The organism is Mesorhizobium sp. B2-6-2 (assembly GCF_006440615.1).
In the GTDB taxonomy this organism is placed as follows: domain Bacteria; phylum Pseudomonadota; class Alphaproteobacteria; order Rhizobiales; family Rhizobiaceae; genus Mesorhizobium.
In genome coordinates this window covers 1-24,794 of the sequence record NZ_VFUG01000022.1, presented here as the reverse complement: position 1 = coordinate 24,794, position 24,794 = coordinate 1, and the positions used below count along the sequence as shown (strand labels likewise).

Here is a 24,794-nt window from a genome sequence, read left to right as displayed (position 1 = left end):
GGCTGAGCCAGGATGGAACCCATGCAGCGCGAGGATCTGAAGGATTTGCTGTGGTTCCTGACGGTGGCCAGGGAGCGCAGCTTCACCAGGGCGGCGGCCGAGTTAGGCACGTCGCAATCGACGCTCAGCCATACCATCAACCAATTGGAGGCACGGCTCGGCGTGCGTTTGCTCACCCGCACGACGCGCAGCGTGGCGCCTACGGAAGCCGGTGAGCGGCTCTACCAGTCGCTCGTCCCGCGGTTCGAAGGCATCGAGTCCGACCTGTCGAGCCTGGTGGCCTTCCGCGACAGGCCCGCGGGCACGGTGCGCATCACGCTGTCCGACCATGCGCTGCGGATGATCGTCTGGCCGAAGCTGCGGCCGATGCTGCGCGACTATCCCGACATGCGCGTCGAGCTCTACAGCGACAACGGCATGCGCAACATCGTCGAGGAGCGCTTCGACGCCGGCGTGCGGCTCGGCGAGAGCGTCGACAAGGACATGATCGCGGTGCGCATCGGCCCCGACTGGCGGCTGGTAGCCGTCGCTTCGCCGGACTATTTTTCGCGCCGCCCCATCCCGAGGACACCGCAGGACTTGGTCGCGCATGACTGTATCTGCCTGCGGCAGACGACGTTCGGCGGGCTCTATGCCTGGGAGTTCGAGAAAAAGGGGCGCGAGCTCAGGGTCCGGGTGGAGGGCCAACTTACCTTCAACACGACCATCCCCATGGTCGATGCCGCGCTGAACGGATACGGCATAGCCTATGTCCCGGAAGACCTCGTCAGCCAGCATGTAGCCGAGGGCCGGCTGAGACTCGTGCTCGACGATTGGAGCCTGCCCTTCCCGGGCTACCACCTCTACTACCCGAGCCGGCGCCAGCTCTCGCCGGCAATGGCGGTGATCGTCGCGGCGCTTCGGCATCGAAGCTGATCTGGGCCTGCCGCAGGCACATTCAGCCCGTAGCAAACCGCCACGTGGCGCGTCGCCCATTGATAGATTGCGTTCGGCTTCTAACTGACGTATAGATGTCGTGCGTAATCTAAATGGAGATCGACGATGCGCGTGAGCCGCATTCAGGCTGAGCAGAACCGGCAAACCGTGATCGATGTCGCAAGCCGGCTTTTTCGGGAGCACGGCTTTGACGGTATCGGCCTTAAGGATCTGATGAAGGGTGCCGGGCTGACCCAGGGCGCTTTCTACAAGCAGTTCGCATCAAAGGAGGACCTTGCGGCGCAAGCTTCCAGGCGTGCGATGGAGAGCGCTGCCGACAGATGGACGGCGGCGACCGCAGCGAATCCCAGCGATCCGCTTGGGGCGGTGATCGAGTTCTACCTCAGCATGGGCCATCGCGAGGAAAGGATGGACGGCTGCCCGGTCGCGGCGCTCGGGTCGGATGCGGCCAGACAGGGGACCGAGGTGAAAGCGTCGTTCGAAGTGGGGATCAAAGCATACCTTGAAGTGCTCGGCAGGATGATTGCCAGGACTGAGATCGAGGAGACCGGTGAAAAAGCCATGGCCGTCCTCTCGACGATGGTCGGTGCGGTGGTTCTCTCGCGCATCGTCAATGATCCCGCCCTCGCCCAGGCCTTTCTGGATGCAGCGGCCGAACAGGTTCGCGACACCGTCACCGTTTGACCGGCGCGGGCTGGTCACTCAGATCGATAGGAGAATAGATGCGACGGATTGTTGTCACGGGCATGGGCGCGGTCACGCCCCTTGCCGCAAATATCGAGACGTCGTGGTCGCGTCTCCTGGCCGGCCGCTCGGGCATTCGAAGGCTTCCTGAGGACATGGTGGAAGCCCTGCCGACAAAGATCGGCGGAACGGTTCTTTCCCTGGAGGAGGATCCCGAAGCCGGCCTCGATGCCAATGCCTTCCTGGCGCCGAAGGATCAGCGCAAGATCGATCGCTTCATTCTTTTCGCGCTGGCGGCGGCGGAAGAGGCGCTTGCCCAGGCGGGATGGAAGCCGGAGTCGGAAAGGGATCGGCTTCGCACCGCGACGATCATTGCTTCAGGTATCGGAGGGTTCCCCGCCATAACCGAGGCGGTACGGACCGTCGACCAGCGCGGCGTTCGGCGTCTTTCGCCGTTCACGGTGCCGTCTTTCCTGGTGAACCTCGCCGCCGGCCACATCACGATCCGTTACGGCTTCAAGGGCCACATCGGCGCGCCGGTGACGGCGTGCGCCGCCGGCATCCAGGCGATCGGGGACGCGGCGCGGATCATCCGCGCCGATGAAGCCGACATCGCCTTGTGCGGCGGCACGGAAGCCTGCATGAACGTCGTCAGCCTGGGCGGCTTCGCCGCGGCACGCTCGCTTTCAACCTCCTTCAATCACCGTCCCGATCAGGCCTCGCGCCCGTTCGACATGACACGGGATGGTTTCGTCATGGGCGAAGGCGCGGGCATCCTGGTCATCGAGGAATTGGGCCATGCGCTGGCGCGCGGCGCGAAACCCCTCGCCGAGGTCGTCGGCTACGGCACGACGGCGGATGCCCATCACGTCACGTCCGGTCCCGAGGATGGGGATGGCGCGCGCCGCGCCATGGAGATCGCGATCGCCCAAGCCGGCATTTCGCCGCGCGAGATCCGCCATCTCAACGCGCACGCGACCTCCACGCCGGTGGGCGATCTGGGAGAAATCGAGGCGATCAAAACCGTCTTCGGCACGGATTTCTCCATAGCCGTCAGCGGAACGAAGTCGGCGACCGGACATCTGCTCGGAGCCGCCGGCGGGATTGGCGCCATCTTCACCATCCTGGCGCTGAGGGACCAGGTGGCGCCGCCGACCCTCAATTTGAGCGCCCCCGATCCGGCCGGCGACGGAATAGACTTCGTCGCAAACCGGGCCCGGCCGATGGAGATGGACTACGCGATCACCAACGGCTTCGGCTTCGGCGGCGTCAATGCCAGCGTGCTGTTCCGGCGCTGGGACGGGCACGGCGTGAACGGGTCGAGCCACTCGTGACTGACGCTCTTTGCTCCAGCCTTTCCTGCTTTTCCAGTCCAACCCAAAGAAAGTGATCTCCATGAACAGGACCAATCCTGGTGTCGCCATCGTCACAGGGGCATCCAGCGGAATCGGGCACGCAACGGCCAAGGCGCTGCAGAGCGCCGGCTTTCGCGTGTTCGGAACGAGCCGTCGCGCGGTCTCCAAGAAAACCGACGGCATTACCATGCTGACCTGCGACGTGACCGATGACGCGTCCGTGGCGAAGCTGGTCGATGAGGTGCTGGCCGATGCCGGGCGCATTGACGTGCTGGTCAACAATGCCGGCATCGGCCTGCTCGGCGGCGCGGAGGAATCCTCGACTGCACAGGCCCAGGCTCTGTTCGACGTGAACGTCTTCGGTGTCATCCGGATGATTACCGCGGTTCTGCCGATGATGCGACGTCAAGGAAAGGGCAGGATCGTCAACTTGAGCTCAGTGCAAGGTTTCATCCCCGCCCCCTATTTCGCGCTTTATTCGTCGACCAAACATGCCGTTGAAGGCTATTCCGAATCGCTTGACCACGAAGTGCGGCCGTTTGGAATTCGAGTCGCGTTGGTCGAGCCGGCCTATACCCGGACTTTGTTCGAAGACAATCTGGCCAGGCCGGACCAGGTGCTCGATGTCTATGACGCCGCGCGCGCCGGCATGACCACAGCCGTGCGGAAGGCGATGGAAAAAGGCGATACGCCCGAAGTGGTGGCCAACACCGTTTTGGCGGCCGCGACCGATCCCGCTCCGAAGCGGCGCTATGCGGCGGGAAAGACGGCGCGCCAAGTCAGTTTCCTGCGCCGTTTCGTCCCCGCATCCGCATTCGACAAGAGCCTGCGAAAGCAGCTCGGGCTGCCGGCCTGACAACGGAGCCTTTCATTCCAGCCACCCTGCCTCAAGGTCAAAGCGCCGGCGGCAGCGAGCGCCGAGAACTGGTGGCGGCCGACTGATCCGCGAATTCGCACAACAGCCGACTGCCGCGGCCGATCGCATAAAAGTTCAGGAAATTCGAGCAATGCCGATCCAGCCAACGCCGGGAACGCGTATCGCGGGCCAAACTCGACGATGCGCCGATAAAGACGCTTGACTCACCCTCCCCCTTACGGACAAGTTGCGTTGTCAGACATCTTACATACGAGAGGGAGGTTTCGTGAGGAGATTTATCGCTTGTTTCGCGCTGGCTGCCGGCGCGCTCGCATTTGCGTCGGCAGCGTGGGCGGGAGAAACCCTGGATCGCGTCACAACCAAGAAGGCCATGGTGGTCGCGACCAACAGCGGCTGGCCACCGCAGAGCTTTCTCGACGAGAGCAACCAGTTGGTCGGCTTCGACATCGACGTCTCGAAAGAGATCGCCAAGCGCCTCGGCGTCGAGGTCAGCTTCGAGACGCCCGATTGGGCGACCATGACCGGCGGCCACTGGCAGGGCCGCTATGATCTTGGCGTCGGCTCGGTGACGCCGACCAAGGCCCGGGCCAGGGTGATCGATTTCGCCGGCATCTATTATTACAGCCCTTATGTCTATGTGGTCCACAAGGACAGCAAGGCAAAATCGGTGAACGATCTGAACGGCAAGGTGATCGGCGTCGAGACCGCCACCACTTCGGAAGATTTCATCCGCCGCCAATTGGAGATCGACGCTCCCGGCCTTCCGCCAATCGAATACAAGCTGAAGCCTGGCGAAATCCGGACTTTCGCCGATTCCATGCTGCCCTTCGACGATTTGAGACTTGGGGACGGCGTGCGGCTCAACGCGGTCATCGCGCCCGAGCAGACCGCTCAAAACGCCATCAAGAACGGTTATCCGCTGCGCATCCTCGAGGGCGACTACGCCTTCCGGGAGCCGCTGGTGGTGATCGCCGACAAGGGCGATGCCGAGTGGACCACCAAGATCGGCGGCATCATCGACCAGATGAAGAAAGACGGCACGCTCGCCACGCTGACCACCAAGTGGTACGGCAAGAACTACAGCGCCGATTGACGCTCATCGCGGGCGGCCCCTCAAGGCCGCCTGCTTCCGTCAGAACCTATCATGACTTATCCCGATACCTATTATCGCCGTACACTTGCCGACGAGAAGGCCAGACCGCCGCTCGCGGGTCCGGCCGAATGCGACACGGTCATTGTCGGCGGCGGACTGGCCGGTCTCACGACGGCGCTGCAGCTGGCGCGCGCCGGGCAGCAGGTCATGCTGCTCGAAGCCGAGAGCATCGGCTTCGGCGCCTCGGGCCGCAACGGCGGCTTCGTCAGCCCCGGCTTCGCGACCGGCAGCGACAAGATCGCCGCGATGGCCGGCGCGGCGGCGGCACGAGACCTGCATCGGCTGTCGATCGAAGGCGTCGATTTCGTGCGGCAGACGATCAAGGATCTCGACATCACGGCAGCGAAGCCTCGCTCCGGAATCATGGGCGTGCTGCGCCATGACGGCGGCGCCGAACTGAAGGCTCATGCAGAGAAACTGGCGCGGGATTTTGACTATCCGCTCGAATATCTCGAGCGCGACCAGGTGCGCGCTGTGCTGCGTTCCGAGCGCTACTACCAAGGCCTACGCGATGGCAACGCCTTCCACATGCATCCGCTGAACTATCTGCGCGCCATCGGGGCGGAGATCGAGCGGCTGGGCGGCAGGATTCACGAGGGCTCCAGCGCGATCGAGGCTAAACTCGATGGCGCGCACAAGACCCTACGCACCGCAAGCGGCGAAGTACGCGCGCGGCAAGCGGTGTTTGCCACCGGCGGCTATACAGGACCGCTGGTCGGTCGGCTGAAGCGGGCCATGTTGCCGATCGCGACCTATGTGATGCTGAGCGAGGAAGCCCCGGATCTCATCGCCGGCGCTATCGCGACGACGGATGCCGTCGGCGACAACCGCCGGGCCGGCGACTACTACCGCGTCGTGGAGGATGGAAAGCGGCTGCTCTGGGGCGGGCGCATCACTACGCGGGCCGCTTCGCCGGCGGCGCTGGCCAGGGAATTGCGCCGGGAGATGGCTGGAACCTACCCTCAGCTCGCTGCGCTCAAGACCGAACTCGCCTGGTCGGGGCTGATGGCCTACGCCCGCCATCTGATGCCCCAGATCGGGCAGCTGCAGCCAGGCGCCTGGTATCTCACCGCGTTTGGCGGGCACGGCATCAACACGACGGCCATAGCCGGCAAGGTGGTCGCCGAGGCGGTACTCGGCCAGTCGGACCGCCACCTTCTGTTCGCGCCGTTCGGACTGGCCTGGGCAGGCGGACCGGTGGGGCTTGCCGCGGCGCAACTCACCTATTGGAAGCTGCAGGCGCAAGATTGGTGGCGCGAACGCCCCCGCTAACCAGAAGGGATATCGACAGGTGATCGGCAGACTGCTGCTCAACTATCCGGACGCCACGCGCCGCATCGGCGTGTGCCTGGCGCTCGCCGCTTTCGCCGCGGGCCTCTACGGTCTCGGCATCAAGGCAGACTGGATCGGCAAGCTGATCCCGAGCTCGATCGAATGGCTTGCGGCCAATCCCGTGGTGGCGCGAGCCGTCTCGGCGGTGCTGATCGCGCTGATCGTGGCCGCCAACTGGAAGGCGCTGCAGCAACTCGGGCGCAAGCAGCAGATCGTGGCGGTATGGATCGAGCTGTTCGTGCTGCTGATGCTGTTCTTCTATTCCTTTGACCTGTCCTTTTCTTTCATCGCCCGGAAGATCGGTTTCCTCATCTCGCAGGGCGTGGTGACCACGCTCTACATCTCCGCCATTTCGATCGCCATCGCGACGGTTATTGCCTTCATCGGTGCCATAGCCAAGCTCTCCAAGAACGGCATCGTCTATGGCCTGGCCACGTTCTACACCTCGCTGTTTCGCGGTTTGCCGCTGCTGATGCAGATCTACATCATCTATCTCGGCCTGCCGCAGGTCGGTTATGTGATCGGGGCCGTGCCCGCCGGGATCATGGCGCTGTCGCTTTGCTACGGCGCCTATATGACCGAGATTTTCCGGGCCGGCATCGAAAGCATTCCGCGCGGCCAGACGGAGGGAGCTACCGCACTTGGGCTCAGCCCCAACCAGACGATGTTCCTGGTGATCCTGCCGCAGGCGATGCGCGTCATCGTGCCGCCGACGGGCAATCAGTTCATCGCGATGCTGAAGGATTCCTCCCTGGTCTCGGTGGTCGGGGTCTGGGAGATCATGTATCTGGCGCGCACGCAGGGCCAGACCGAGTTCCGGCATATCGAGATGCTGATCACCGCCTCGATGATCTATTGGATTTTGTCCATCGGGCTCGAATTCCTGCAGTCCCGCATCGAGGAACGGTTCGGCCGCTCGCTCAAACGCTGAGCTTCAATGCGGCATCCCCTCCTGGGGAAAGCCGCCGAGATGGCAGCAGGCCAGAGCGGCATGATCGCGGCCGCTTTCGAGGCACAGCAAGAGCGGCTTCCTCGCCAGCCAGGCATGCAGGAAACCGGCGATGAAGCTGTCGCCGGCGCCGGTCGTGTCGACGACCTCGACCGGGCGGATGCCGGTCTCGGCGCGCTCGCGGGCCGTCAGCGCCATCGACCCCTCGGCACCGCGCATGACGACGGCGCAGCCTGCGCCGCGCGACAGGAGATCCGCGGCCATCGCTTCGGCCGCGTCGCGATGTTGGCCGGTCGAGCAGAAAACTATGCTCAGACCCGCCACACCGAGATCGGCGGGATCGGCGTTGACCGAGATATCCTGCGAGACGCTGACGCCTGCCCGCGACAGGCGCCTGCGTAAAGCGCCGCCGTCATCCAGCCAGCCGATATGGACGTGATCCATCGTCCCCAGGATCGCCAGTTCGGCCTGGTTCGGCGCATAACCGGCGCAGGCGCCGAAATCCTCGGCGGCAATCAAACGCTCGCCCGACGGCAAGACTTTGATGTCGGTCCAGGCGGTGTTGCGCTGGTCTACGCGCAGGTGCTTGACCGCCACCCGATTGGCTTCGAGCACAGCGCGGGTGCGTTCGCCCCCGGCGTCGCGGCCGACCGCGCCGAAATAGAAGCTGTTATGGCCAAGCCACGCGAGCTGGACGGCAACGTTGAGCGCGTTGCCGCCGACCAGCGAGCGGCCGATCGGCGCTCCGAGGCGGTCGATGCAGTTGTCACCGACGGCGGCAAATCGAAGGCTGCTCATATCCTGCGCTGCACGATCAAGCTGACGCCGAGAGCTAAGCTCAATAGGCAACGCGCTTATAGTAGCGGCGCGTCGTCAGCGGGTGGTTACGGATCACCTCGAGATGCGCGCTGACCCGTTCGAGGGCGGTCGCGAGCACGATCGGCGAAACCAGCGCGCGCACATCCGGCGAAATGCCGGGCAATTCAAAATCGGCGGTGTCGAGCACCGTCAACTTGTCCGTATAGGTAGGGGTGAATTTCTCGACGCGATCGGCCAGCGGCCGCGCGCTGTCCTCGCCCTTGAGGAGCACCACGCTGACATCTTTGTCTACCAGCTCCAGGGTGCCATGGAAAAAGTCTGAAGCATGCACGGGGCGGGTCCGGATCCACTGCATCTCCTCCAGGATGCACATGCCGTAATACCAGGCCTGCGGCCAGACATTCCCAGCGCCGGTTATGATGTGATAGTCGGAGGCGGCCAGTTTTTGCGCGAAGCCGGCGGCTTCCTGTTCATAGTTCTGCTTCACCTCCAGCAACAGTCGCGGCAACTGCTCCAGTTCGGCGAAAATCCGTTCGGATTCGGCGAGCTCGCCGCGATGCTTCAGCGCTGCAAGCGCGATGAAGAGCGACTGGAGATAGAAGGACTCGCAGGACGTGTCGTCCTCGGCGAAGTTGACGAAGACATGGTCCCCGCCCTTGCCGAGCGGCGTCTCCTCATGTCCGACCAGCGTGATCACCGTCGCCCCGACGTCCTTGATCCGGGACAGCAGTGCCACGCTTTCCTTCGTGGTGCCGGAGAGCGAGGGCAACACGACGATCGATTTGTCGGTCAGGTGCACGGATTGGACAAGCTGCAGCTCGGCGGTGATGTCGACGAAGGCCGGAAAGCCAGATCGGCGCTGCAGCAATTGCGCCGCCGGATGCATCAGGATCGCTGCACCGCCGGTGCCGAGAAAGAAGATGTTTTGCGCCTCGGCGGCGAGGCACTGCGCCACAACGGCTTCAATGCGCTCGCGCAAGGCCACCGCCCCCGATTGGATGCGCATAAACCGGGCTTCATCGAAATTGAGCATCGTTCCCTCGATCAATTCAGTTGTAAGACAACTGACATCTGCAGCAGCACATTTCAAGAGAAATTTTGCGGATGGGTTCGCATGCGTTGCCTATACGACATGCGATCGCCACGGCATGCCTCCGCTTGACCTGAGCGCGATTGTCCGACAACAAAAGGAGAGTTGGCACAATGGGGAAGAGGGACTTGGACGAGCCGCTTCGGGACGCGCGCACATTGGCGGTTCAGCTGCGCGACCGCATGGCCGACCTCATAAGGACCGAAGGCCTCAAGCCCGGCGACCGGCTGCCAACGGAATCCCAGCTGACGCAGCGCTTCCGCATCTCGCGCCCTGCCCTGCGCGAAGCGCTGAAGCTTCTCGAACAGGACGGCATCATCTCCGTCACTCATGGTCTCGGCCGCTTTGTGACCGCGAACTCCGCCGTCCAGGTCGACCGTCCAATCACGGTGTTCGAAAGCGTGACCGACATGTCGCGCCACTATGGCTACAACACCGTCAACAAGGTTCTTTCCATCGCCGAGGAAACGCCCGATCCATTGATCCAGCAGCAATTGCGGTTAGCGGACGGAGAGCGCGTCATCCGGCTTGAACGACTGCGGTTGCACAACGATCTGCCCCTCATCTATTCGCTCGACTACGTACCGCGCAGCCTTTTGCCGGGGCGCCTTTTCGACATCGAATGGAGCGGCTCGCTGCTCGCCCTGCTGGAAAAGCACCGCCATCAGCCGCGTATGTCGGCCGCCTCCGTTGCAGCCGTAACGCTGCCCGACGAAATCGTGCAGCGCAACGACTTGCGCGACTTTGGGCCAGCCCTGCTCATTACGGAAACCTGTTTCGATGGGACCGGAACCCCGGTCGTCCATGCCGCCGTCTATCACCGCGGCAGCCATTTCACCTTCAGCTTCGCACGAAAATGAAAGCTCAAATGGTGGCGATGACCAGTGTCAGGTGCCATGCAGATATCGAGGGCCGCGACTAGCGCGGGAGCAGTCGGGAGACCTTGAGCCGCGGCGCGAAGAAGCAGCGCAGATAGGGCTGGTTGGTTATGACGTAATGGTTCTCGCAGATATGGTATCGGCCGTCCGGCGATTCCTGCACGCGGTCTCGCGGGATGTTGAAGCCATCGGGAAGATAGACATAGCCGCCGTCGGCCCCGGATTGCACGGCGGACTCGGGGATGGGGCGGCAATCCGTGCCGCCGCAACATTTGAAGTTGGTTACCGGGTCGACCTTGTTTTCGTACCAGTCATGAGCATCTGCGCCTGTCGCGGCGACAATCCACATGGCTGTGACGATGACCCTTCGCATGGCGTTCCTCGACGGTGCGGAGGCGCTGCTCATTCGAGCATCATCTATATTAGCGTTCCGCTGGAAACGCCATTGGCCGGCGAAAGTGTGGAAGGCGGCGCCCGGCCTTTTGGGTGGCAATAGGTGAAGCCGGAACCTTCAAATCGAGGTCCGGCTCTACCGCTCACACCAGCCTTTGCCCGCCGTCGATGTGGATGGTCTCGCCGGTCATGAACTCGTTCTGCATCAGATAGAGATAGGCCGGCGCGATATCGGCGGGCCTGGCGATCTTTCCAGCCGGCAGTCGGGCGCCCATCTGCTCGAAATAGCCTGATTTGGCGACGCCGACGATCTCGTCCCACATTTCGGTATCCACCCACCCGGGCGAGACGATGTTGACGCGGGTTGGCGCAAGTTCCAGCGCCAGGGCCCGGGCGAAATAGGTGAAGGAACCGGCGACCGCCGAAACGACCGAGCCGCCGGGGACCGGCGGACGGTCCTTGTTGATGCCGGAGGTGAAGATCATCCAGCCAGCCTTGTTCAGCGTGCGCACGGCGTGCTTGGCCAGCATCACCGCGCCGATCAGCTTGCCGGCGACAAATTGGCGCACGAAATCCATGTCGGTCTCGCCGATCGGATAATTGGGCGGCGGCGTGCCGGCCGTCGCCACCAGATGATCGAAAGCGCCGGCTTGCTCGAACAAGCCGGACACCTCGGCCTCGTTGGCCATGTCGGCGGCGATGCCCGTCACGCGCCCTGCCCCGCCGAGCCGCTTTTCGGCGGCCTTCAGCTTTTCGGCCGAACGGCCGGCGATCACCACCTCCGCGCCGCTTTCAAGCGCCGCTGCCGCGACGCCGAAACCGATGCCGGAGCTGCCGCCGACGACAATGATCTTCTTTCCATTGAGCGATGTCATGGGGAGACTGGTCATGGGTCTTCTCCGTCTTTCCGTGATGGGTTCAAAATCAAGCGCGGCCAGCGTGGGCTGCTTCGATATCGGCGAGGATGATCTTCTTCATCGAATACATCGCCTGACGCGCCCGGTCGGCCTTGGCGCGGTCGGGGTCGTCCATCAGGCGCAGCGCCGGTTCGGGAATGACCTGCCAATAGACGCCAAACTTGTCCTTCAGCCAGCCGCAGGGCTGCTCCGAGCCGCCGCCGGCGGTCAGCGCGTTCCAAAAATAATCGGTTTCGGCCTGGTCCTTGGTTTCGATGTAGAGCGAAATCCGCTCGTTGAAGGGCGGCACGCCGCCGGCGTTGAGCGCGGTGAAGCGCTGGCCTTCGAGCTCGAAATCGAAGATCGCATGCGGCTTGTCGGTGAACTCGATGGTCCGCAGCGCGCGGCTGTTGGTGAAGACCGAGAGATAGAAATCTCGCGCGGCTTCGGCATCGAGGTTGAACCAGAGGAAGGGATGAACGGTGGCCATGATGTCCTCGCAGGTTTGATCTTGAGTGAGTATTGATCACAAATTCTGTGAGGATTTTTGATTGGAAAAGGCTCGACGGACAAACCAAAATTTGGCAAGTATTTGTTACCATAACTCACAAATGGCTTTGTCGTCATGGCCCGCAGACTGCCGCCGCTCAACGCCTTGCCGGCCTTCGAGGCCGCTGCACGGCATTTGAATTTTTCGCGGGCCGCCGACGAGCTCAACCTCACCCATGGCGCGATCAGCCGCGCCGTGAAGCATCTCGAGGATCAGCTTGGTGTGCAGCTTTTCGAGCGAGCGACGCGCTCGGTGCGGCTCACTCCTGTCGGCGAGCCCTATGCGGTTGCCGTGCGCGAGGCGCTCGATCAGCTCACGCTGGCGACGCAAACCGCGACCTCGCGCCATTCCGGCTCAACGCTCAACGTCAGCACCTCGGATGGCTTCGCCGGAAAATGGCTGGTGCCGAGGCTCTATCGCTTTCATCGCGCGCATGGCGATATCGACGTGCGCGTCTCGACCACCGGGCGACTGACCAATTTCCGCGGCGACGGCATCGACGTCGCCATCCGCTACGGCGCCGGCCACTATCATGGGCTGACGTCGGAATTTCTCACCGGCGAGGAAGTCTTTCCGGTCTGCAGCCCGAAGCTTCTGGAAGGGCCGCATCCGCTCAAGCACCCGCAGGACCTCAAGCACCACACGCTGATCCGCGACGGATACCGCATCGACTGGGCCGCGTGGCTGGCCAGCGCCGGCGTCGAAGGCGTCGACCCGAACAGCGGGCTCACTTTCGATTCAGCCACTTTCGCGGTGGAGTCGGCCGTGCAGGGCGAAGGCGTAGTGCTCGGACGGACCATGCTCGTCTCCGCCGACCTCGCAACCGGCAGGCTGGTACGACCCTTCGACCATGCGCTGAAGGCGGTCTCCAGCTTCTATCTGGTCTACCCGCCGGAAGCGATCCGCCAACGCAAGGTGAAGGCGTTTCGCGATTGGCTGTTTTCGGAAATCGAGCCGGGCTGAAGCAAAGGCTTGCCGAAATCCCCAGCCTTGCGAAGACGCGCCGATTGCGCGATGCTGCGCAACCATGACTGGCGAGTATCTGGACCACAAATTGGAATGCCCGTTTTGCGGCACCATCCGTTTGCAAATTCCGGCCGATGCTCAACCCGAAACGGCGATCCATTGCGCCGAGTGCGGCAAATATCTCGGCTCATGGGATGAGCTTCAAACCGATTTCGAGCTCCAGGGCGGTACGGACGGCGTGTTCCGGCTGGATAAGGGCCGTATCCAGAAGCTTAATTCCAGCCGATGATTAACCGCTGCTGACGCAGCCGTCCGGGCTCGGAAAAGCGCCCAACAGGGCAACCGACGGCATGGGCGGGGGGGTGTTGGGGAGCCGCCGGTTACCAGGACGAGGGGCCATGGAATAAGAAAATGCGCAGGCCCTGATACCATAATGCCAGTTCTCTGCGTTCATGGGAACTGGTTTCCAGCTTAAAATTCAAACGTATATGGGAGAAAGCGCACCCTCGTGATGATCTTCGTGCGGCTCCTCGCGACAGGAACCACATCGGCCGTGCCGCGTCATAGAGACAGGCTCTTGCCGCGATCCTGGAGTGACGTCGATGATCAGGCTGCTTGTTATCGCTGGATTGGCGTTCGTGCTCGCGTGCGGCGGGGCGCTGGCAGCCAAGCTCGACCTCGCCGCTGTCAACCAGGCGCAATTCAGCGAGGGCGAGCCGAAGGGCATCGATCCGATGGTGCTCAGAGCGCAGATCCTTCTCGATCGCGCCCGCTTCTCCCCCGGCCTGATCGACGGCCGCGTTTCCGACAATTTCTCCAAGGCCGTCGCGGCCTACCAGGCGGCCAACGGACTGCCCTCCGACGGCAGGCTCACCCGCGAGACCTGGGACAAGCTCGCGGCGACTTTCGCCGGCCCGGTGCTGATAAACTATGAGGTCGCCGCCAAGGATGTGCGCGGGCCGTTCACCAGGCGCATCCCCGCTCGCATGGAGCGGATGGCGCATCTGAAGCGGCTCGGCTATCGCAACGCGCGGGAAAAACTGGCGGAGCGCTTCCATGTCAGCGAACAGTTGCTGAGGCTGCTCAATCCCAAAGCCGGTTTCAGGAAGGCCGACACCGCGTTGGTGGTGCCCGATGTCGGCCGTGGCGATCCTCCCGCGGCCGTAGCCAGCGTCGAGGTCGACAAGGGTGCCCGCCAAGTGCGCGCGCTCGATGCGTCGGGCAAGGCGCTCGCGGTCTATCCTGCCTCGATCGGCAGCGAGGAAAAGCCGGCGCCGAGCGGCACGGCCGAGGTCAAGCGCGTGGTGCACAATCCGACCTATCGCTACAATCCGAAATTCGCCTTCAAGGGCGTGAAGAGCAAGCGGGCCTTCACCATCGCCAAGGGGCCGAACAATCCGGTCGGATCGGTGTGGATCGATCTCTCGATCGAGAGCTACGGCATCCACGGCACACCTGACCCGGGCAAGATCGGCACCACCTTCTCGCATGGCTGCATCCGGCTGACCAACTGGGACGCCGAGGACCTCGCCGCCATGGTGAAGCCGGGCACCAAAGTCGACTTCAAGGACGAGACGGCGCAGGGCGGGCAAGTGCAGTGAAATGCCGGCAGGTCGCGATCCGCCAAGCGCGGATCGCTGCATAAGCCCAATTTATCGTCATCCTCAGTTTTTCAGAACGTTACACCGCCTTGCCTCGCCTGTAGCTTCGACGGCGCGGTTTGGAGAATGGTCTGGGTTTGGTGGTTCGATGCAAGCACATGCGCGGGTGGTGATCGTTGGCGGCGGATGCGTCGGCGCGGGCATTCTTTATGGCCTGGCCAAGCGCGGCTGGACCGATGTCGCGCTGCTCGAGCGCACGCAGCTTACAGCCGGCTCGACCTGGCATGCGGCGGGGCTGATTCCGTCCTATTCCCGCAACATCAATGTTGGGCGGATGATCAAAAAGACGATCGAAATCTATGAGAGCCTCGAAGCGGAGACCGGGCAGCCGGTCGGCTGGCACAAATGCGGGCAGCTGCGCATCGCCAATTCGAGAGACCGGCTCGACGAGTTCAAGAGCTATATGAGCGTGGCCGAGGTGCAGGGTATGCGGGCGCAATTGCTCACCCCCGACGAGGCGCGCAAGCTCTGGCCGCTGCTCGACAACAAGGACATGCTGGGCGCGCTCTACCATCCCGATGACGGCCATATCGCGCCGGCCGACGTGACGCATGCCATGGCCAAGGGCGCGCGGGATCTCGGCGCAAAAGTCTATCTCAACACCGAGGTCACAGGCTTCAAGCGGACCGCTTCCGGCGAATGGCTGGTCGAGACCAACCAGGGCGACATCACCTGCGAGCATGTGATTTGCGCCACCGGCAATTACGCGCGCCAGACCGGCGCGCTGCTTGGCTTGGAGATCCCGGCGATCCCCATCCTGCACCAGTACTGGATCACCGAAGCGGTGCCGGAAGTGGTGGAGCGCAAGCGCGCGGGCCGCCCCGAAATGCCGATCCTGCGCGACGAAGGTTTCGAGGGCTATCTGCGCGAGGAAGGCGACGGGCTGATGTTCGGGCCCTATGAGCGCACCGAACACCTGAAACTCTTCGCGGAGGATGGCGTGCCGTCCTGGTTCGGCGCCGACCTGCTGGAAGAGGATTTCGAGGCGGTGTCGTGGAACTGGGAGCAGGCGCTGCAACTGGTGCCGGCGCTCGGGCGCGTGGGCATCAAGGCCAATGTGCGTGGTCCGTTCCAGATGACGGCGGACGAGCTGCCCTTGATGGGGCAGGCTTGGGGCCTGCCCCATGTCTGGCTGGCCGAAGGCGTGCCGGGCGGCATCCTGTGGGGCGGAGCGATCGGCTACTATTTGTCGGAGCGGATCGTCGAAGGCGGCAACAGTATCGATACATCCGACCTCGACCCGCGCCGCTTCGGCGACTACGCCAACAAGGAATGGACGCGCGAGAAGGTGCGCGAAGCCTGGGGCACGCATGCCGAGCAGAAATACCCGGGACAGGACATGCCCGCCGCCCGGCCGCAGAAGACCGCGCCTTCCTATGACCGGCTGACGGAACTGGGAGCGGTCTGGGGCGTGCTCAATGCCTGGGAGATGCCCAACTGGTTCGCGCGCAACGGCGTCGAGGCCAAGGACCAATATAGCTGGCGCTGGACGCCCAAGGGAAACCTCGTCGGCGAGGAAGTGCTGGCGGTACGCAACGCCGTCGGGTTGGTCGAGATGACGCCGATGACCAAGTTCGAGGTGTCAGGTCCGAGCGCGGCCGCCTGGCTGGACCGGATCATCGCCAACCGCCTGCCGGCCGCCGGCAAGGTGACGCTGGCGCATCACCTGACGGCCAACGGCGGCGTGCAGGCGGAATATATGGTGGCGCGGCTTGGCGAGGACCTGTTCTACCTGATCTCGACGCCGCGCGCCGAACGCTGGAACTTCGACGATCTTTCCAGACTGCTTCCCGCCGACGGCAGCGTATTCTTGAAGAACGTCACCAACGATCGCGGCTGCTTTACCGTCGTCGGACCCAAGGCGCGCGAGGTGCTGCAGCCGCTGACCGAGATCAACCTTTCCAACGAAAATTTTCCGTGGTTCGGCGTCAAGACCGGCAGCGTCGCCTTGGCAAGCGACGTGCGGCTGCTGCGGGTGAATTATGAAGGCGAGCTCGGTTGGGAACTCTATCACTCCCTGCCCTACCAGCGGCGATTGCTCGACGCGATCCTCAAGGAAGGCGAGAAGCACGGCATGCGGCTGGTCGGGCTGCACGCGCTGGAGTCGCTCAGGCTCGAGAAATCCTATCGCGCCATGTATCGCGACATGAACCCGGAGCTCAATGCGCTGGAGAGCGGGCTGGAGCGCTTCATCCGCCTCGACAAGGGCGACTTCGTCGGGCGCGACGCGGTTCTGAAATATAGGGAGCGAAACGACCAGCGGCGATCCGTGACGCTCAGGATCGACACCGACGGCGCCAGCACGCTTGCCAATGAAGGGCTCTACAGCGACGGCGCGCTGGTCGGGCGCATCACGTCGGGCGGCTACGGCTACGCGCTCGGGCATGACGTGGCGCTGGCGCTGCTGCCTGACCCGTTTTCGAAGCCCGGCACCAAGCTCGACGTCGCGATCCTGGGCGACTGGAAGGTCGCCGAGGTGATCGCGGATTCGCCTCACGATCCGACCTCGGCCAGGGCGCAGATGTAGTAGGCGGGGCCTGCAAAGGCCCCGTTGCCGACGTGTCCTTCGGAGGGAAGCCCGTATGCGCATCGATCGGATCAACGTCTATTCGGCGCAATTGCCGGTCAAAGGCGGCGTCTACCGGATGGCCAGCGCCGATGTGGAGGCGCTGGACTCGACGCTGGTCGAGATCGTTACCGATGACGGTTTTGCCGGATGGGGCGAGACCTGCCCGATCGGCCCGGTCTACCAGCCGCATCATGCGCTGGGCGCCCGCGCCGCGATTGCCGAAATCGCCCCGGGGCTGATCGGTTCGGAGATCGCCTCGATCAGGCTTCTGGCCAAGCAGATGGACGAGCGGCTCAACGGCCACGGTTATGCCAAGGCCGTCTTCGACATGGCGTTCCTCGACCTGCTCGGCCAAAAACTCGGCGTGCCGGTCTCGACGCTGCTGGGCGGCGCGCTGACCGACCGCGTGCCGGCCTATTATTCGCTGATCGTCGGCGCCCCGGACGAGACGGCGAGGATCGCGGCCGATAAGGTGAAGGCCGGCTATCCGCGCCTGCAGGTGAAGATCGGCGGGTGCAATCTCGAAGAAGACGTCGCCGTCGTCCACAAGGTCTGGGAAGCGGTCGGCTACAAGGCTCGGCTAGCGGTCGACGGCAACCGGGGCCTGACGGTGGCCGCAGCGATCCATCTCGACCGGCTCTGCCAGCAAATTCCCCTCGTCTTCGAGCAGCCCTGCAACACGATGGACGAGATCGCGACGCTGAAAGGCCGCATGACACATCCGGTCTATCTGGACGAGAGCACCGAGGATCAGAACGCCGTGCTGCGGGCGATCTCGCTGGGCATCGCCGATGGCTTCGGCTTCAAGGTGACACGTCTGGGTGGCCTCACCAAGATGACGGCCGTGCGCGACCTCTGCGCCATCCGCTCGCTGCCGCACAGTTGCGACGACGCGTGGGGCGGCGACATTATCGCGGCGGCCTGCGTGCATCTGGCCGCGACCGTCGAGCCGCGCCGCATGGAGGGCGCCTGGATCGCCCAGGAATACATCAAGGGCCATTTCGACCAGAAGCAGCCGGTCGTCATCAAGCAAGGGCACATCGCCGTGCCGCAGCGGCCGGGGCTCGGCGTGAAGCCGGAGCCCGACATGTTCGGCAAAGCGGTGGCGATATACGGACGGTAATACTAGCGCAAATCTGCGCGGTGGAGGCCGAAATTGTACCGGCGATCACTTCGTGGAAGACGCGGATCGTTCCGCCCTGTCCTGCGTTCTTGTGAGACGCAAGGAGGAACGGCGATGGACGACGATCGGACCGAGAAGATCAGGCAGCGTGCCTATGAGATCTTTCAGCGCGAGGGCGGCATCCTCGGCAATCATGAACGGCACTGGCATCAGGCGGAGTTGGAGATCGACCGCGAGGCCGCCCTGCCACTGACGGCAGGCGATGCGCTGCCAGAAACGCGCGAGATCGACAGCGCGGATGTGCTGACGGTGGAGGCGCTTGCCATGCGCACCGGCATTTCGGGCGACGAGGCGCAAGAGCTGCTCGACAGGCTGGGCAACGACCGCGCTGCGATCGAGCAAGCGGCGCGTGATCTGCAGGCACGCAAGCGCGGTGTCGATTAGTGGCACTGCACTGAGATTTTGACCGGTCGGCCTGTTTGCGTTGGCAGGGTGGCACGCGTTGGAGATTGGCCGAAAACGCCCATCGCGATCGTCATTCCAGGGCGGAGCAGGAGCGAAGCTCCGTCGCCAAGACCCCGGAATCCAGGCCGTTGCCTTCACCCAGGAATACAACAGAGCAAAATTCTGCACCGTGGCGTCGCTTCCTAGTCACGGAATTCCACGGCCTGTCCGAAAGGACGACCAAGATCCACTCGGCCTCCTTCCCACTTCAACCATACACCAGAACCAACACACAGGATTCTAGGGTCTGCGCGCGTCGCTTCGCTCCTTGCTCCGCCATAGAATGACGAGGTTGGGGCGGCTTCAACCAATCCCCGGCGTTTGCGCTGATTTCCCGGAATGAACGGAAATCTTGCCCCAAGAGGCGGTTGGCCAGCCAATCGGACCGGCCACAGGTGGCACTCTCCACCGGGTTGACAGCACAATCATCTCGCCCTAATTTCGCGTTAGTGGCCACTAACGCGAAATATTGGACTGCGCTCGGCGATCAGACACGACGCACGATCTTCGAACTGCTGGTCGACCGACCCAGTTCGGTGAGCGGGCTCGCCAATCTGTTGCCGGTCACGAGGCCGGCCGTCTCGCAGCATCTGAAGGTGCTCAAGGATGCCGGGCTGGTGGCTGATACGCGCTCCGGCAAGGAGCGCATTTACCGGATCGATCCGGACGGGCTCGCGGCGTTTCGCGCGGAGATCGACCAGTTCTGGGTGAAGACGCTTGCGGCCTACAAGCTGGCCGTCGAGCAACCGACAAAGGACGAGACATGATCAAGCAACCGGCACCTGCGCCCGTAAGGCATTCCGTCGTCGTCGAGGCGCCGATCGCGCGCGCCTTCAAAGTGTTCACCGAGGATTTCGGCAGCTTCAAGCCGCGCGAGCACAATCTGCTTGCCGTGCCGATCGCGGAAACGATCTTCGAGCCGCACGTCGGCGGCCACGTCTACGACCGCGGCGTCGACGGCTCAAAGTGCCGCTTCGCCCGCGTGCTGGCCTACGATCCGCCCGACCGGCTGCTTCTGAGCTGGGACATCAGCCCGCGTTGGCAGATCGAAACCGACCTCGCCAGGACGAGCGAGTGGGAAGTCCGCTTCACGGCCGAGGCGGAAAACCGGACCCGGGTCGAAATCGAGCACCGCCACATCGAACGGCATGGCCAAGGCTGGGAAGGCGTGCGCAGCGGGGTCGACGGCGATCAGGGCTGGCCGCTCTACCTGCAGCGGTTCCAGGCGCTTTTTGCCCCGGCGGCCTGACAGCGGCGCTCCCTGGGGCATGGCCCGCATGGTGGCGATCGGAGGAGCACTGGAAATAATGGAAGCCTATTGGTTGAGCAGCCTCGGCGTGCTTGCGCTCTGCCTCCTGTCGGTCGCGCTGGCGATCTACTCAGGCTCGTCCAAGGGTTTTGCCGGCAAGCTTTCAGGGCCGGTGATCCCGGCGGACGACGACAACTCCCTTTACCGGATCGATCGCGTCCACATGAACTCGGTCGAGGCGCTCGCGCCCTTCGTCGTGCCAGTGTTGCTGGCGATGATGGTCGGCGTCGAGCCGGTGACGCTCGCCTTGCTCGTCTGGGTTCACTTGGCGCTACGTCTCGTCCACATGATCGTCTACCTGCGCGGCGGCAACGCCGCCAAGGGCGGCAGCGTCAGGACGATCCTCTATGTCTCCGGAGCGCTGGTCACGCTTGTCCTCGTCCTCGTGACGGGCTGGGCAGCGCTTCGCTGAGCAGCGCTCGCTTTTCGCTCCGTCGGCGGAACCCTCGCCCCGATCAGAGGTTCATCCCTGTACAACCACAGGAGATGCGCCATGGACCACACCAGCCACGTAAGACTGACAAACGCCGAGCTCACGCCCGACATCCTCGAAGGCGCCACCATCTACGGCCCGGATGACGAGAAGATCGGCTCGGTCGACCACCTGCACGGCAGCCAGGTCGTCATCGATGTCGGCGGCTTTCTTGGCATCGGCGCCAAGCCGGTGGCTGTCACCGCCAGCCAGCTCGATTTCATGCGCGACGAGGACGGTGACGTGCATGCCGTCACCAGCTGGACGAAGGACCAGCTGAAAGCAATGCCGGAGCATCGCGACTGACAGGAACGCTTCGCGACTGGCAATCAATCAAGAGAATCCGACCCGGCAATTGCCGGGTCGGTTTTTTTGCGCGGCGCGGTAAATTCGTTTGTCGCCTGGCGAGCGTCAATGCGGATTGCCCTCGCGTCACAGATGTGTGGCGGGTTCCCGCCGGAGCCGTGAGAAAGCCCGGGACAGGCCGGCGATTTCGTGGGGCGAGGAACCGTTCCGAGGATCAGCGGCGCACGGTCGCAAGCAGGCAAATACACAGCCCCGCGTTGACCGTTGCCGCGAGCGCCAGCGTGACCAGGACAAAATTAGCGCCGCCCGTGCCAAGAAGCAGCGCTCCAACGGACGGAGCCGCCGCCTGGACGATGAGGCTGGGCGTCGCGAGCTTGCCCATCAGCACCGCATATTGCTGCGGGTCGAACAGCACCAGCGGCAGCGCGCCGCGCGCGATCGTATGGATGCCGTTACCCGCGCCATAAAGGATCAAGGCGAGAGCAACGAAAGTCTGGCTCGTCAGCAGCAGCCAGATTCCGGCGGCGAGCAGCGTTACGGATGTCAGCATCGTCCAGATCGGATGCTGCCGGTTGCGGCCGATCAGCAGCTCCGCCACCCTAGCGCCGACTTGTGAAGGGCCGACCAGCGCGCCAAGTCCGACGGCGGCTGCCAGGCTCGCGCCGCGCAATTGCAGCAGCGTCAGCAGATGGACGGAGAGCATGGACGCGACCAGTGCCGCCAAGGTCTGAATGGAGGCCAGCAGAGTGAAGCGCGCCCGCATCCTGCCCGTGGCCGATGCCTCTTTCGACCTGTCTTTGACCGGCGCAGCCGCGGCGGCCGGAGGCGACGGTATTATCCACAGATGGAGCGGCAAGCAGATTGCCAAATGGATCGCGGCATAGGCAAGGCAGGCGATGCGCCAACCGCCATGCTCGACAAGGAAGGCGCTAATCGGCCAGCAGACGGTACTGGCAAAGCCGCCGAAAAGCGTCAGGTTGGTGATGGCGCCGCGCGCGCCCTGTCCATAAAGGCGGCCGAGTGTGGCGAAGCCGGCATCGTAGAGGCCGCTCGACATGCCCAGTCCCATGAGCAGCCATGCAACCAGATAGAAAGGATAGTCGGTCGCTGTCGCCAGCAGCGAATGCGCGGCCGCCAGTAGCAGCGAGCTGGCGGCAAGCACAGGCCGGCCACCGTGGCGCTGGATCAGCCACCCGGTGACGGGGGACACCAGCCCGGCAAGCAGGAGCCCGCAGGATAGCCCGGCAACGACCGAGGCCAGCGACCAACCGGTATCCCTAGCAATCGGCGCGGCAAGCACCGCGGGCAGGTAGTAGGACGATCCCCAGGCGAGAATCTGCGTGATGCCAAGAGCCGTAACGAGGACGCGGCGGTTGTGTGCGATGGGCGCGGTGGCTTCCAATCAGGCTTGCCCTGGCGGATAGGCGACCTTCTCGCCATCCTCCTTGACGAACTCCCGCACCGGATTGTCGAGCAGCGGCAGCACCGCTTCCGACGGCCGGCACAGTTTTGTCCCTTTCGGCGTCTCGACGATGGGCCGGTTGATGAGGATCGGATGGGCGAGCATGAAATCGACCAGCTCATCGTCGCTCCATTTCGGGTCGGCGAGGCCGAATTCGGCGTAAGGCGTGCCCTTCTCCCGCAACAACTCGCGCGCAGAAATCCCCATCGCGGCGATCAGTTCGAGCAGCCTTTCGCGGCCCGGCGGCGTCTTGAGGTATTCGATCACGACAGGGTCTTCGCCGCTGGCGCGGATCATGGCGAGCGTGTTGCGGGAGGTGCCGCAGTCGGGGTTGTGATAGATCGTGACCGTCATGGCTCTGCTTTCAGTGGCTGGTATTGCTGAACGGTTTCGGGCTTGAGCAGCCAGGCCATCAACGCGAGCGCGATCAGGGCGCCGAGCAGCTCGGCCACGACGAAGCCCGGCAGATCGAGCGGCCTGATGCCGGAGAAGGTGTTAGTGAGCGAGCGCGCGACGGCGACGGCGGGATTGGCGAAGGAAGTGGACGCCGTGAACCAATAGGCCGCTGTGATATAGAGCCCGACCAGCCACGGCACGGCCCGCCGCTCGAAGCGGAGGCCAGCGAGAATGACGGCGATAAGGCCGAATGTCGCGACCATTTCCGAGAACCATTGCGACGGCCCGGCACGCAGTTTCGTCGCGACCTCCAGCACCGGCAGGGCGAACATGAGATGCGCGGCGATCGTGCCAGCGATTCCGCCGACGACCTGCGCGATTAGATAGGCAGGGAGATCGCGAGCAGGCAGCGACCGGTTGAGGCAGAACACCAGCGAAACGGCGGGATTGAAATGCGCGCCGGAGATCGGCCCGAGGATGGTGATCAACACCACCAGCATGGCGCCGGTTGCAAGCGTGTTGCCAAGCAGCGCCAGCGCGGTGTCATGCGTCAGCGTCTCGGCCATGATGCCGGAGCCAACGACGGTCGCCACCAGCAGACCGGTGCCGAGGGCTTCAGCCGTGAACCGGCGCGGCAGATCGAAGGTGTTCATTAGCTAGCCTTGGGTTTTGCGACGGGCGTGACGGTCATTGCCGGGCCTCCTCGCCCGGCTGGCAGCAAGATGCCGCAGCCGCCGGCGCGCAGATTTCCGGCCGGCCGGAGCAGCAGTCCTCCATCAGGAAGCGGATCAATCCGGACAGCGCGTCGAACTCGGCGCTGTAGACGATCGAGCGGGCATCGCGCCGCGCTGTCACGAGGCCAGACCGTTCCAATTCCTTGAGGTGGAAGCTGACATTGGACGGCGAGACCTCGACCTGCTCGGCGAGCGAGCCGGCGGCGATGCCTTCCGGGCCTGCAACGACCAGCAGCCGCAGCAAGCGCAGCCTTGTTTCCTGCGACAGCGCGCCAAAGGCGGTCAGGGCTTGACGTTCATCCACGTTTCAACAATCCTTGAAATATTGAAATGAGGAATAGCCGACATGCTCTCTTCCGACAACCGGAAAAATGTGGCCCCAATCGATCCCTCCGACCTGACCATCGGCGATCTGTTGGTTGCGCTGGCCGATCATAAGGACAAGCCGCTGGTGTTCCGCTATGGCGGCCGGCCGGTAAAGCCGGGCTATCATGTCACCGAGGTGAAAGCGGGGCAGTTCGCGGCGCTAGATTGCGAAGCGAATCCAGAATCATGGTCTGAAATCTTCGTCCAGCTGTGGGACGTGGACGAGGGCGGGCCGGTCCATATGCCGGCCGGCAAATTCGCCGCGATCATCCGCAAGGTGGCGGATCATGTGGCGCTCGATCAGGCGGCGAAGTTGACCTTCGAGGTCAGCGACGGGGTTCGCCCGATGGAATTGCACCGGGCGGCTCGGTCAAGCCTTGTTGGCGGGACCGTCGAGGTCGAGCTGACGCCACGGCCGTCAAGCTGCAAGCCGCGCGACCGCTGGCTGAAGGAACAGGCGGCCGCTAGCCAGCCATGCTGCGGAGCGAGCCGCTGCTGTTGAGCCCGCGAATGGTGACGCGCCGCCCCTGATCAGAACCGGATCATGCCGTTGGCCTGCAACAAATAGAGGCCCACGAGAACGATGGCGATCAGCGCCACCCAAACAGCTGTCTTGCTCATCCGCGAAATCCTATTGATCGGCGATAGTGAACGCGCGCGCTACGGTTGTGTTCCCGATATGCCGGGTTGCACATCGCCTAGGCAGGATCAAGTCACGAATTGCTGACGACGCGTGTCCGTGCATAGTGGCGGCAATGGCGCCTGGTCGATGAAGATGGCTATGGATGACAAAGCGGACAATCCGGGCGTGGCGGTGTTCCCGCCGCTGCTCTTTCTCGTGGCGCTGATCGCGATGCTGGCGCTGCGCTATGTCTGGCCGCTGGCGATCGGCGGCCGCCCGCTGACCATCGTGCTCGGCATAGTGCTGGCAGTACTGGCGGTTGCGATCATCGCCTGGGGACGCTCGATCATGTTGCGCGGCGGCACCAATGTGAACCCGACGCTGCCGACCAC

At 63.7% G+C, this 24,794-nt stretch carries 29 protein-coding genes; 20 read left to right on the top strand and 9 right to left on the bottom strand.

Features of this window, described 5'->3' with window-relative positions; translation table 11 throughout:
- Positions 1 to 21 precede the first annotated feature (21 nt).
- From FJ419_RS27110 to FJ419_RS27080, 7 genes are all read left to right on the top strand, one after another.
- Complete coding sequence (locus tag FJ419_RS27110) at positions 22 to 915, top strand: LysR family transcriptional regulator (RefSeq protein ID WP_140700353.1); 894 nt, start codon at positions 22 to 24, stop codon at positions 913 to 915.
- Positions 916 to 1,041: 126 nt separating this feature from the next.
- Positions 1,042 to 1,620 (top strand): TetR/AcrR family transcriptional regulator, encoded by a 579-nt coding sequence (locus FJ419_RS27105; protein ID WP_140700352.1) that lies wholly within the window; start codon positions 1,042 to 1,044, stop codon positions 1,618 to 1,620.
- Between the two features lie 38 nt (positions 1,621 to 1,658).
- Positions 1,659 to 2,954, top strand: a complete 1,296-nt coding sequence (gene fabF / locus FJ419_RS27100) for a beta-ketoacyl-ACP synthase II (protein WP_140700351.1) — start codon at positions 1,659 to 1,661, stop codon at positions 2,952 to 2,954.
- A gap of 61 nt (positions 2,955 to 3,015) precedes the next feature.
- Positions 3,016 to 3,831, top strand: coding sequence for an oxidoreductase (locus FJ419_RS27095; RefSeq protein ID WP_140700350.1), 816 nt, complete (start codon positions 3,016 to 3,018; stop codon positions 3,829 to 3,831).
- A 286-nt stretch (positions 3,832 to 4,117) separates the two neighbouring features.
- Positions 4,118 to 4,945 carry a transporter substrate-binding domain-containing protein gene (locus FJ419_RS27090; protein ID WP_140700349.1) on the top strand — a complete coding sequence of 276 codons (828 nt, stop codon included), beginning with the start codon at positions 4,118 to 4,120 and terminating at the stop codon, positions 4,943 to 4,945.
- Between the two features lie 51 nt (positions 4,946 to 4,996).
- Positions 4,997 to 6,277 carry an FAD-binding oxidoreductase gene (locus tag FJ419_RS27085; RefSeq protein WP_140700348.1) on the top strand — a complete coding sequence of 427 codons (1,281 nt, stop codon included), beginning with the start codon at positions 4,997 to 4,999 and terminating at the stop codon, positions 6,275 to 6,277.
- Positions 6,278 to 6,296: 19 nt separating this feature from the next.
- On the top strand, positions 6,297 to 7,268 hold the full coding sequence (locus FJ419_RS27080) for an amino acid ABC transporter permease (RefSeq protein ID WP_140700347.1): 972 nt from the start codon (positions 6,297 to 6,299) through the stop codon (positions 7,266 to 7,268).
- Positions 7,269 to 7,271: 3 nt separating this feature from the next.
- On the opposite strand, the gene FJ419_RS27075 is transcribed toward FJ419_RS27080, so the two are convergent.
- Positions 7,272 to 8,084: a PfkB family carbohydrate kinase gene (locus tag FJ419_RS27075; RefSeq protein WP_140700346.1), complete on the bottom strand. Its 813-nt coding sequence runs from the start codon at positions 8,082 to 8,084 to the stop codon at positions 7,272 to 7,274.
- A gap of 40 nt (positions 8,085 to 8,124) precedes the next feature.
- A complete protein-coding gene (locus tag FJ419_RS27070; protein WP_140700345.1) occupies positions 8,125 to 9,138 on the bottom strand; it encodes an SIS domain-containing protein in 1,014 nt (337 codons plus the stop codon).
- A gap of 185 nt (positions 9,139 to 9,323) precedes the next feature.
- Here FJ419_RS27070 and FJ419_RS27065 point away from each other — a divergent pair, with 185 nt between their 5' ends.
- The gene (locus FJ419_RS27065; protein WP_140700344.1) at positions 9,324 to 10,055 is read left to right on the top strand and encodes a GntR family transcriptional regulator; all 732 of its coding nucleotides are present in this window, start codon (positions 9,324 to 9,326) and stop codon (positions 10,053 to 10,055) included.
- Between the two features lie 58 nt (positions 10,056 to 10,113).
- Here FJ419_RS27065 and FJ419_RS27060 read toward each other — a convergent pair whose 3' ends face one another.
- The 3 genes from FJ419_RS27060 to FJ419_RS27050 form a co-directional block, all read right to left on the bottom strand.
- Positions 10,114 to 10,479 carry a hypothetical protein gene (locus tag FJ419_RS27060; protein WP_140541729.1) on the bottom strand — a complete coding sequence of 122 codons (366 nt, stop codon included), beginning with the start codon at positions 10,477 to 10,479 and terminating at the stop codon, positions 10,114 to 10,116.
- Between the two features lie 130 nt (positions 10,480 to 10,609).
- Positions 10,610 to 11,356, bottom strand: coding sequence for an SDR family oxidoreductase (locus FJ419_RS27055; protein ID WP_140700343.1), 747 nt, complete (start codon positions 11,354 to 11,356; stop codon positions 10,610 to 10,612).
- A 34-nt stretch (positions 11,357 to 11,390) separates the two neighbouring features.
- The gene (locus FJ419_RS27050) at positions 11,391 to 11,852 is read right to left on the bottom strand and encodes a VOC family protein (RefSeq protein WP_140700342.1); all 462 of its coding nucleotides are present in this window, start codon (positions 11,850 to 11,852) and stop codon (positions 11,391 to 11,393) included.
- Between the two features lie 135 nt (positions 11,853 to 11,987).
- On the opposite strand from FJ419_RS27050, the gene FJ419_RS27045 reads away from it, so the two are divergent.
- The 10 genes from FJ419_RS27045 (at position 11,988) to FJ419_RS27000 (ending at position 20,822) form a co-directional block, all read left to right on the top strand.
- The gene (locus tag FJ419_RS27045; RefSeq protein ID WP_140700341.1) at positions 11,988 to 12,875 is read left to right on the top strand and encodes a transcriptional regulator GcvA; all 888 of its coding nucleotides are present in this window, start codon (positions 11,988 to 11,990) and stop codon (positions 12,873 to 12,875) included.
- Between the two features lie 64 nt (positions 12,876 to 12,939).
- Entirely contained in the window at positions 12,940 to 13,167 is a 228-nt protein-coding gene (locus FJ419_RS27040) for a hypothetical protein (RefSeq protein ID WP_140631945.1), read from the top strand.
- A 313-nt stretch (positions 13,168 to 13,480) separates the two neighbouring features.
- A complete protein-coding gene (locus FJ419_RS27035) occupies positions 13,481 to 14,479 on the top strand; it encodes a L,D-transpeptidase (RefSeq protein WP_140700340.1) in 999 nt (332 codons plus the stop codon).
- 148 nt (positions 14,480 to 14,627) lie between these two features.
- Complete coding sequence (locus tag FJ419_RS27030; RefSeq protein ID WP_140700339.1) at positions 14,628 to 17,066, top strand: FAD-dependent oxidoreductase; 2,439 nt, start codon at positions 14,628 to 14,630, stop codon at positions 17,064 to 17,066.
- Positions 17,067 to 17,121: 55 nt separating this feature from the next.
- Positions 17,122 to 18,231, top strand: a complete 1,110-nt coding sequence (locus FJ419_RS27025; RefSeq protein WP_140700338.1) for a mandelate racemase/muconate lactonizing enzyme family protein — start codon at positions 17,122 to 17,124, stop codon at positions 18,229 to 18,231.
- 114 nt (positions 18,232 to 18,345) lie between these two features.
- A complete protein-coding gene (locus FJ419_RS27020; protein WP_140700337.1) occupies positions 18,346 to 18,675 on the top strand; it encodes a DUF2934 domain-containing protein in 330 nt (109 codons plus the stop codon).
- A gap of 509 nt (positions 18,676 to 19,184) precedes the next feature.
- Complete coding sequence (locus FJ419_RS27015) at positions 19,185 to 19,502, top strand: metalloregulator ArsR/SmtB family transcription factor (RefSeq protein WP_224709939.1); 318 nt, start codon at positions 19,185 to 19,187, stop codon at positions 19,500 to 19,502.
- The gene (locus FJ419_RS27010; protein WP_140700336.1) at positions 19,499 to 19,984 is read left to right on the top strand and encodes an SRPBCC family protein; all 486 of its coding nucleotides are present in this window, start codon (positions 19,499 to 19,501) and stop codon (positions 19,982 to 19,984) included. Before FJ419_RS27015 ends, FJ419_RS27010 begins: the two co-directional genes overlap by 4 nt.
- Before the next feature lie 58 nt (positions 19,985 to 20,042).
- Entirely contained in the window at positions 20,043 to 20,456 is a 414-nt protein-coding gene (locus FJ419_RS27005) for an MAPEG family protein (RefSeq protein WP_140700335.1), read from the top strand.
- Between the two features lie 81 nt (positions 20,457 to 20,537).
- The gene (locus FJ419_RS27000) at positions 20,538 to 20,822 is read left to right on the top strand and encodes a hypothetical protein (RefSeq protein WP_040980340.1); all 285 of its coding nucleotides are present in this window, start codon (positions 20,538 to 20,540) and stop codon (positions 20,820 to 20,822) included.
- A gap of 214 nt (positions 20,823 to 21,036) precedes the next feature.
- Here FJ419_RS27000 and FJ419_RS26995 read toward each other — a convergent pair whose 3' ends face one another.
- Genes FJ419_RS26995 through FJ419_RS26980 form a run of 4 tightly spaced genes read right to left on the bottom strand, consistent with a single transcriptional unit; the run spans position 21,037 to position 23,718 of the window.
- The gene (locus FJ419_RS26995) at positions 21,037 to 22,224 is read right to left on the bottom strand and encodes an MFS transporter (RefSeq protein ID WP_246679405.1); all 1,188 of its coding nucleotides are present in this window, start codon (positions 22,222 to 22,224) and stop codon (positions 21,037 to 21,039) included.
- On the bottom strand, positions 22,225 to 22,638 hold the full coding sequence (arsC, locus tag FJ419_RS26990) for an arsenate reductase (glutaredoxin) (RefSeq protein WP_140700334.1): 414 nt from the start codon (positions 22,636 to 22,638) through the stop codon (positions 22,225 to 22,227).
- Positions 22,635 to 23,333 carry an MIP/aquaporin family protein gene (locus FJ419_RS26985; protein WP_140700333.1) on the bottom strand — a complete coding sequence of 233 codons (699 nt, stop codon included), beginning with the start codon at positions 23,331 to 23,333 and terminating at the stop codon, positions 22,635 to 22,637. The genes arsC and FJ419_RS26985 overlap by 4 nt, the downstream gene beginning before the upstream one ends.
- A 34-nt stretch (positions 23,334 to 23,367) precedes the next feature.
- Positions 23,368 to 23,718: a metalloregulator ArsR/SmtB family transcription factor gene (locus FJ419_RS26980; protein WP_140700332.1), complete on the bottom strand. Its 351-nt coding sequence runs from the start codon at positions 23,716 to 23,718 to the stop codon at positions 23,368 to 23,370.
- Between the two features lie 42 nt (positions 23,719 to 23,760).
- Between FJ419_RS26980 and FJ419_RS26975 the strand changes: the two genes are divergently transcribed.
- Together FJ419_RS26975 and FJ419_RS26970 are read left to right on the top strand one after the other, a co-directional pair.
- Positions 23,761 to 24,282: a DUF6428 family protein gene (locus FJ419_RS26975; protein WP_140700331.1), complete on the top strand. Its 522-nt coding sequence runs from the start codon at positions 23,761 to 23,763 to the stop codon at positions 24,280 to 24,282.
- A gap of 279 nt (positions 24,283 to 24,561) precedes the next feature.
- Positions 24,562 to 24,794: hypothetical protein (locus FJ419_RS26970; RefSeq protein ID WP_210241678.1), on the top strand; the 233-nt coding region annotated here is incomplete at its 3' end.

Excerpts from the sequence above, each read along its gene's own strand:
- FJ419_RS27110 (WP_140700353.1), top strand. The coding sequence starts at position 22 with ATGCAGCGCGAGGATCTGAAGGATTTGCTGTGGTTCCTGACGGTGGCC.
- FJ419_RS27105 (WP_140700352.1), top strand. The coding sequence starts at position 1,042 with ATGCGCGTGAGCCGCATTCAGGCTGAGCAGAACCGGCAAACCGTGATC.
- fabF (WP_140700351.1), top strand. The coding sequence starts at position 1,659 with ATGCGACGGATTGTTGTCACGGGCATGGGCGCGGTCACGCCCCTTGCC.
- FJ419_RS27095 (WP_140700350.1), top strand. The coding sequence starts at position 3,016 with ATGAACAGGACCAATCCTGGTGTCGCCATCGTCACAGGGGCATCCAGC.
- FJ419_RS27085 (WP_140700348.1), top strand. The coding sequence starts at position 4,997 with ATGACTTATCCCGATACCTATTATCGCCGTACACTTGCCGACGAGAAG.
- FJ419_RS27075 (WP_140700346.1), bottom strand. The coding sequence starts at position 8,084 with ATGAGCAGCCTTCGATTTGCCGCCGTCGGTGACAACTGCATCGACCGC.
- FJ419_RS27070 (WP_140700345.1), bottom strand. The coding sequence starts at position 9,138 with ATGCTCAATTTCGATGAAGCCCGGTTTATGCGCATCCAATCGGGGGCG.
- FJ419_RS27060 (WP_140541729.1), bottom strand. The coding sequence starts at position 10,479 with ATGAGCAGCGCCTCCGCACCGTCGAGGAACGCCATGCGAAGGGTCATC.
- FJ419_RS27055 (WP_140700343.1), bottom strand. The coding sequence starts at position 11,356 with ATGACCAGTCTCCCCATGACATCGCTCAATGGAAAGAAGATCATTGTC.
- FJ419_RS27050 (WP_140700342.1), bottom strand. The coding sequence starts at position 11,852 with ATGGCCACCGTTCATCCCTTCCTCTGGTTCAACCTCGATGCCGAAGCC.
- FJ419_RS27045 (WP_140700341.1), top strand. The coding sequence starts at position 11,988 with ATGGCCCGCAGACTGCCGCCGCTCAACGCCTTGCCGGCCTTCGAGGCC.
- FJ419_RS27040 (WP_140631945.1), top strand. The coding sequence starts at position 12,940 with ATGACTGGCGAGTATCTGGACCACAAATTGGAATGCCCGTTTTGCGGC.
- FJ419_RS27035 (WP_140700340.1), top strand. The coding sequence starts at position 13,481 with ATGATCAGGCTGCTTGTTATCGCTGGATTGGCGTTCGTGCTCGCGTGC.
- FJ419_RS27030 (WP_140700339.1), top strand. The coding sequence starts at position 14,628 with ATGCAAGCACATGCGCGGGTGGTGATCGTTGGCGGCGGATGCGTCGGC.
- FJ419_RS27025 (WP_140700338.1), top strand. The coding sequence starts at position 17,122 with ATGCGCATCGATCGGATCAACGTCTATTCGGCGCAATTGCCGGTCAAA.
- FJ419_RS27020 (WP_140700337.1), top strand. The coding sequence starts at position 18,346 with ATGGACGACGATCGGACCGAGAAGATCAGGCAGCGTGCCTATGAGATC.
- FJ419_RS27010 (WP_140700336.1), top strand. The coding sequence starts at position 19,499 with ATGATCAAGCAACCGGCACCTGCGCCCGTAAGGCATTCCGTCGTCGTC.
- FJ419_RS27005 (WP_140700335.1), top strand. The coding sequence starts at position 20,043 with ATGGAAGCCTATTGGTTGAGCAGCCTCGGCGTGCTTGCGCTCTGCCTC.
- FJ419_RS27000 (WP_040980340.1), top strand. The coding sequence starts at position 20,538 with ATGGACCACACCAGCCACGTAAGACTGACAAACGCCGAGCTCACGCCC.
- arsC (WP_140700334.1), bottom strand. The coding sequence starts at position 22,638 with ATGACGGTCACGATCTATCACAACCCCGACTGCGGCACCTCCCGCAAC.
- FJ419_RS26985 (WP_140700333.1), bottom strand. The coding sequence starts at position 23,333 with ATGAACACCTTCGATCTGCCGCGCCGGTTCACGGCTGAAGCCCTCGGC.
- FJ419_RS26975 (WP_140700331.1), top strand. The coding sequence starts at position 23,761 with ATGCTCTCTTCCGACAACCGGAAAAATGTGGCCCCAATCGATCCCTCC.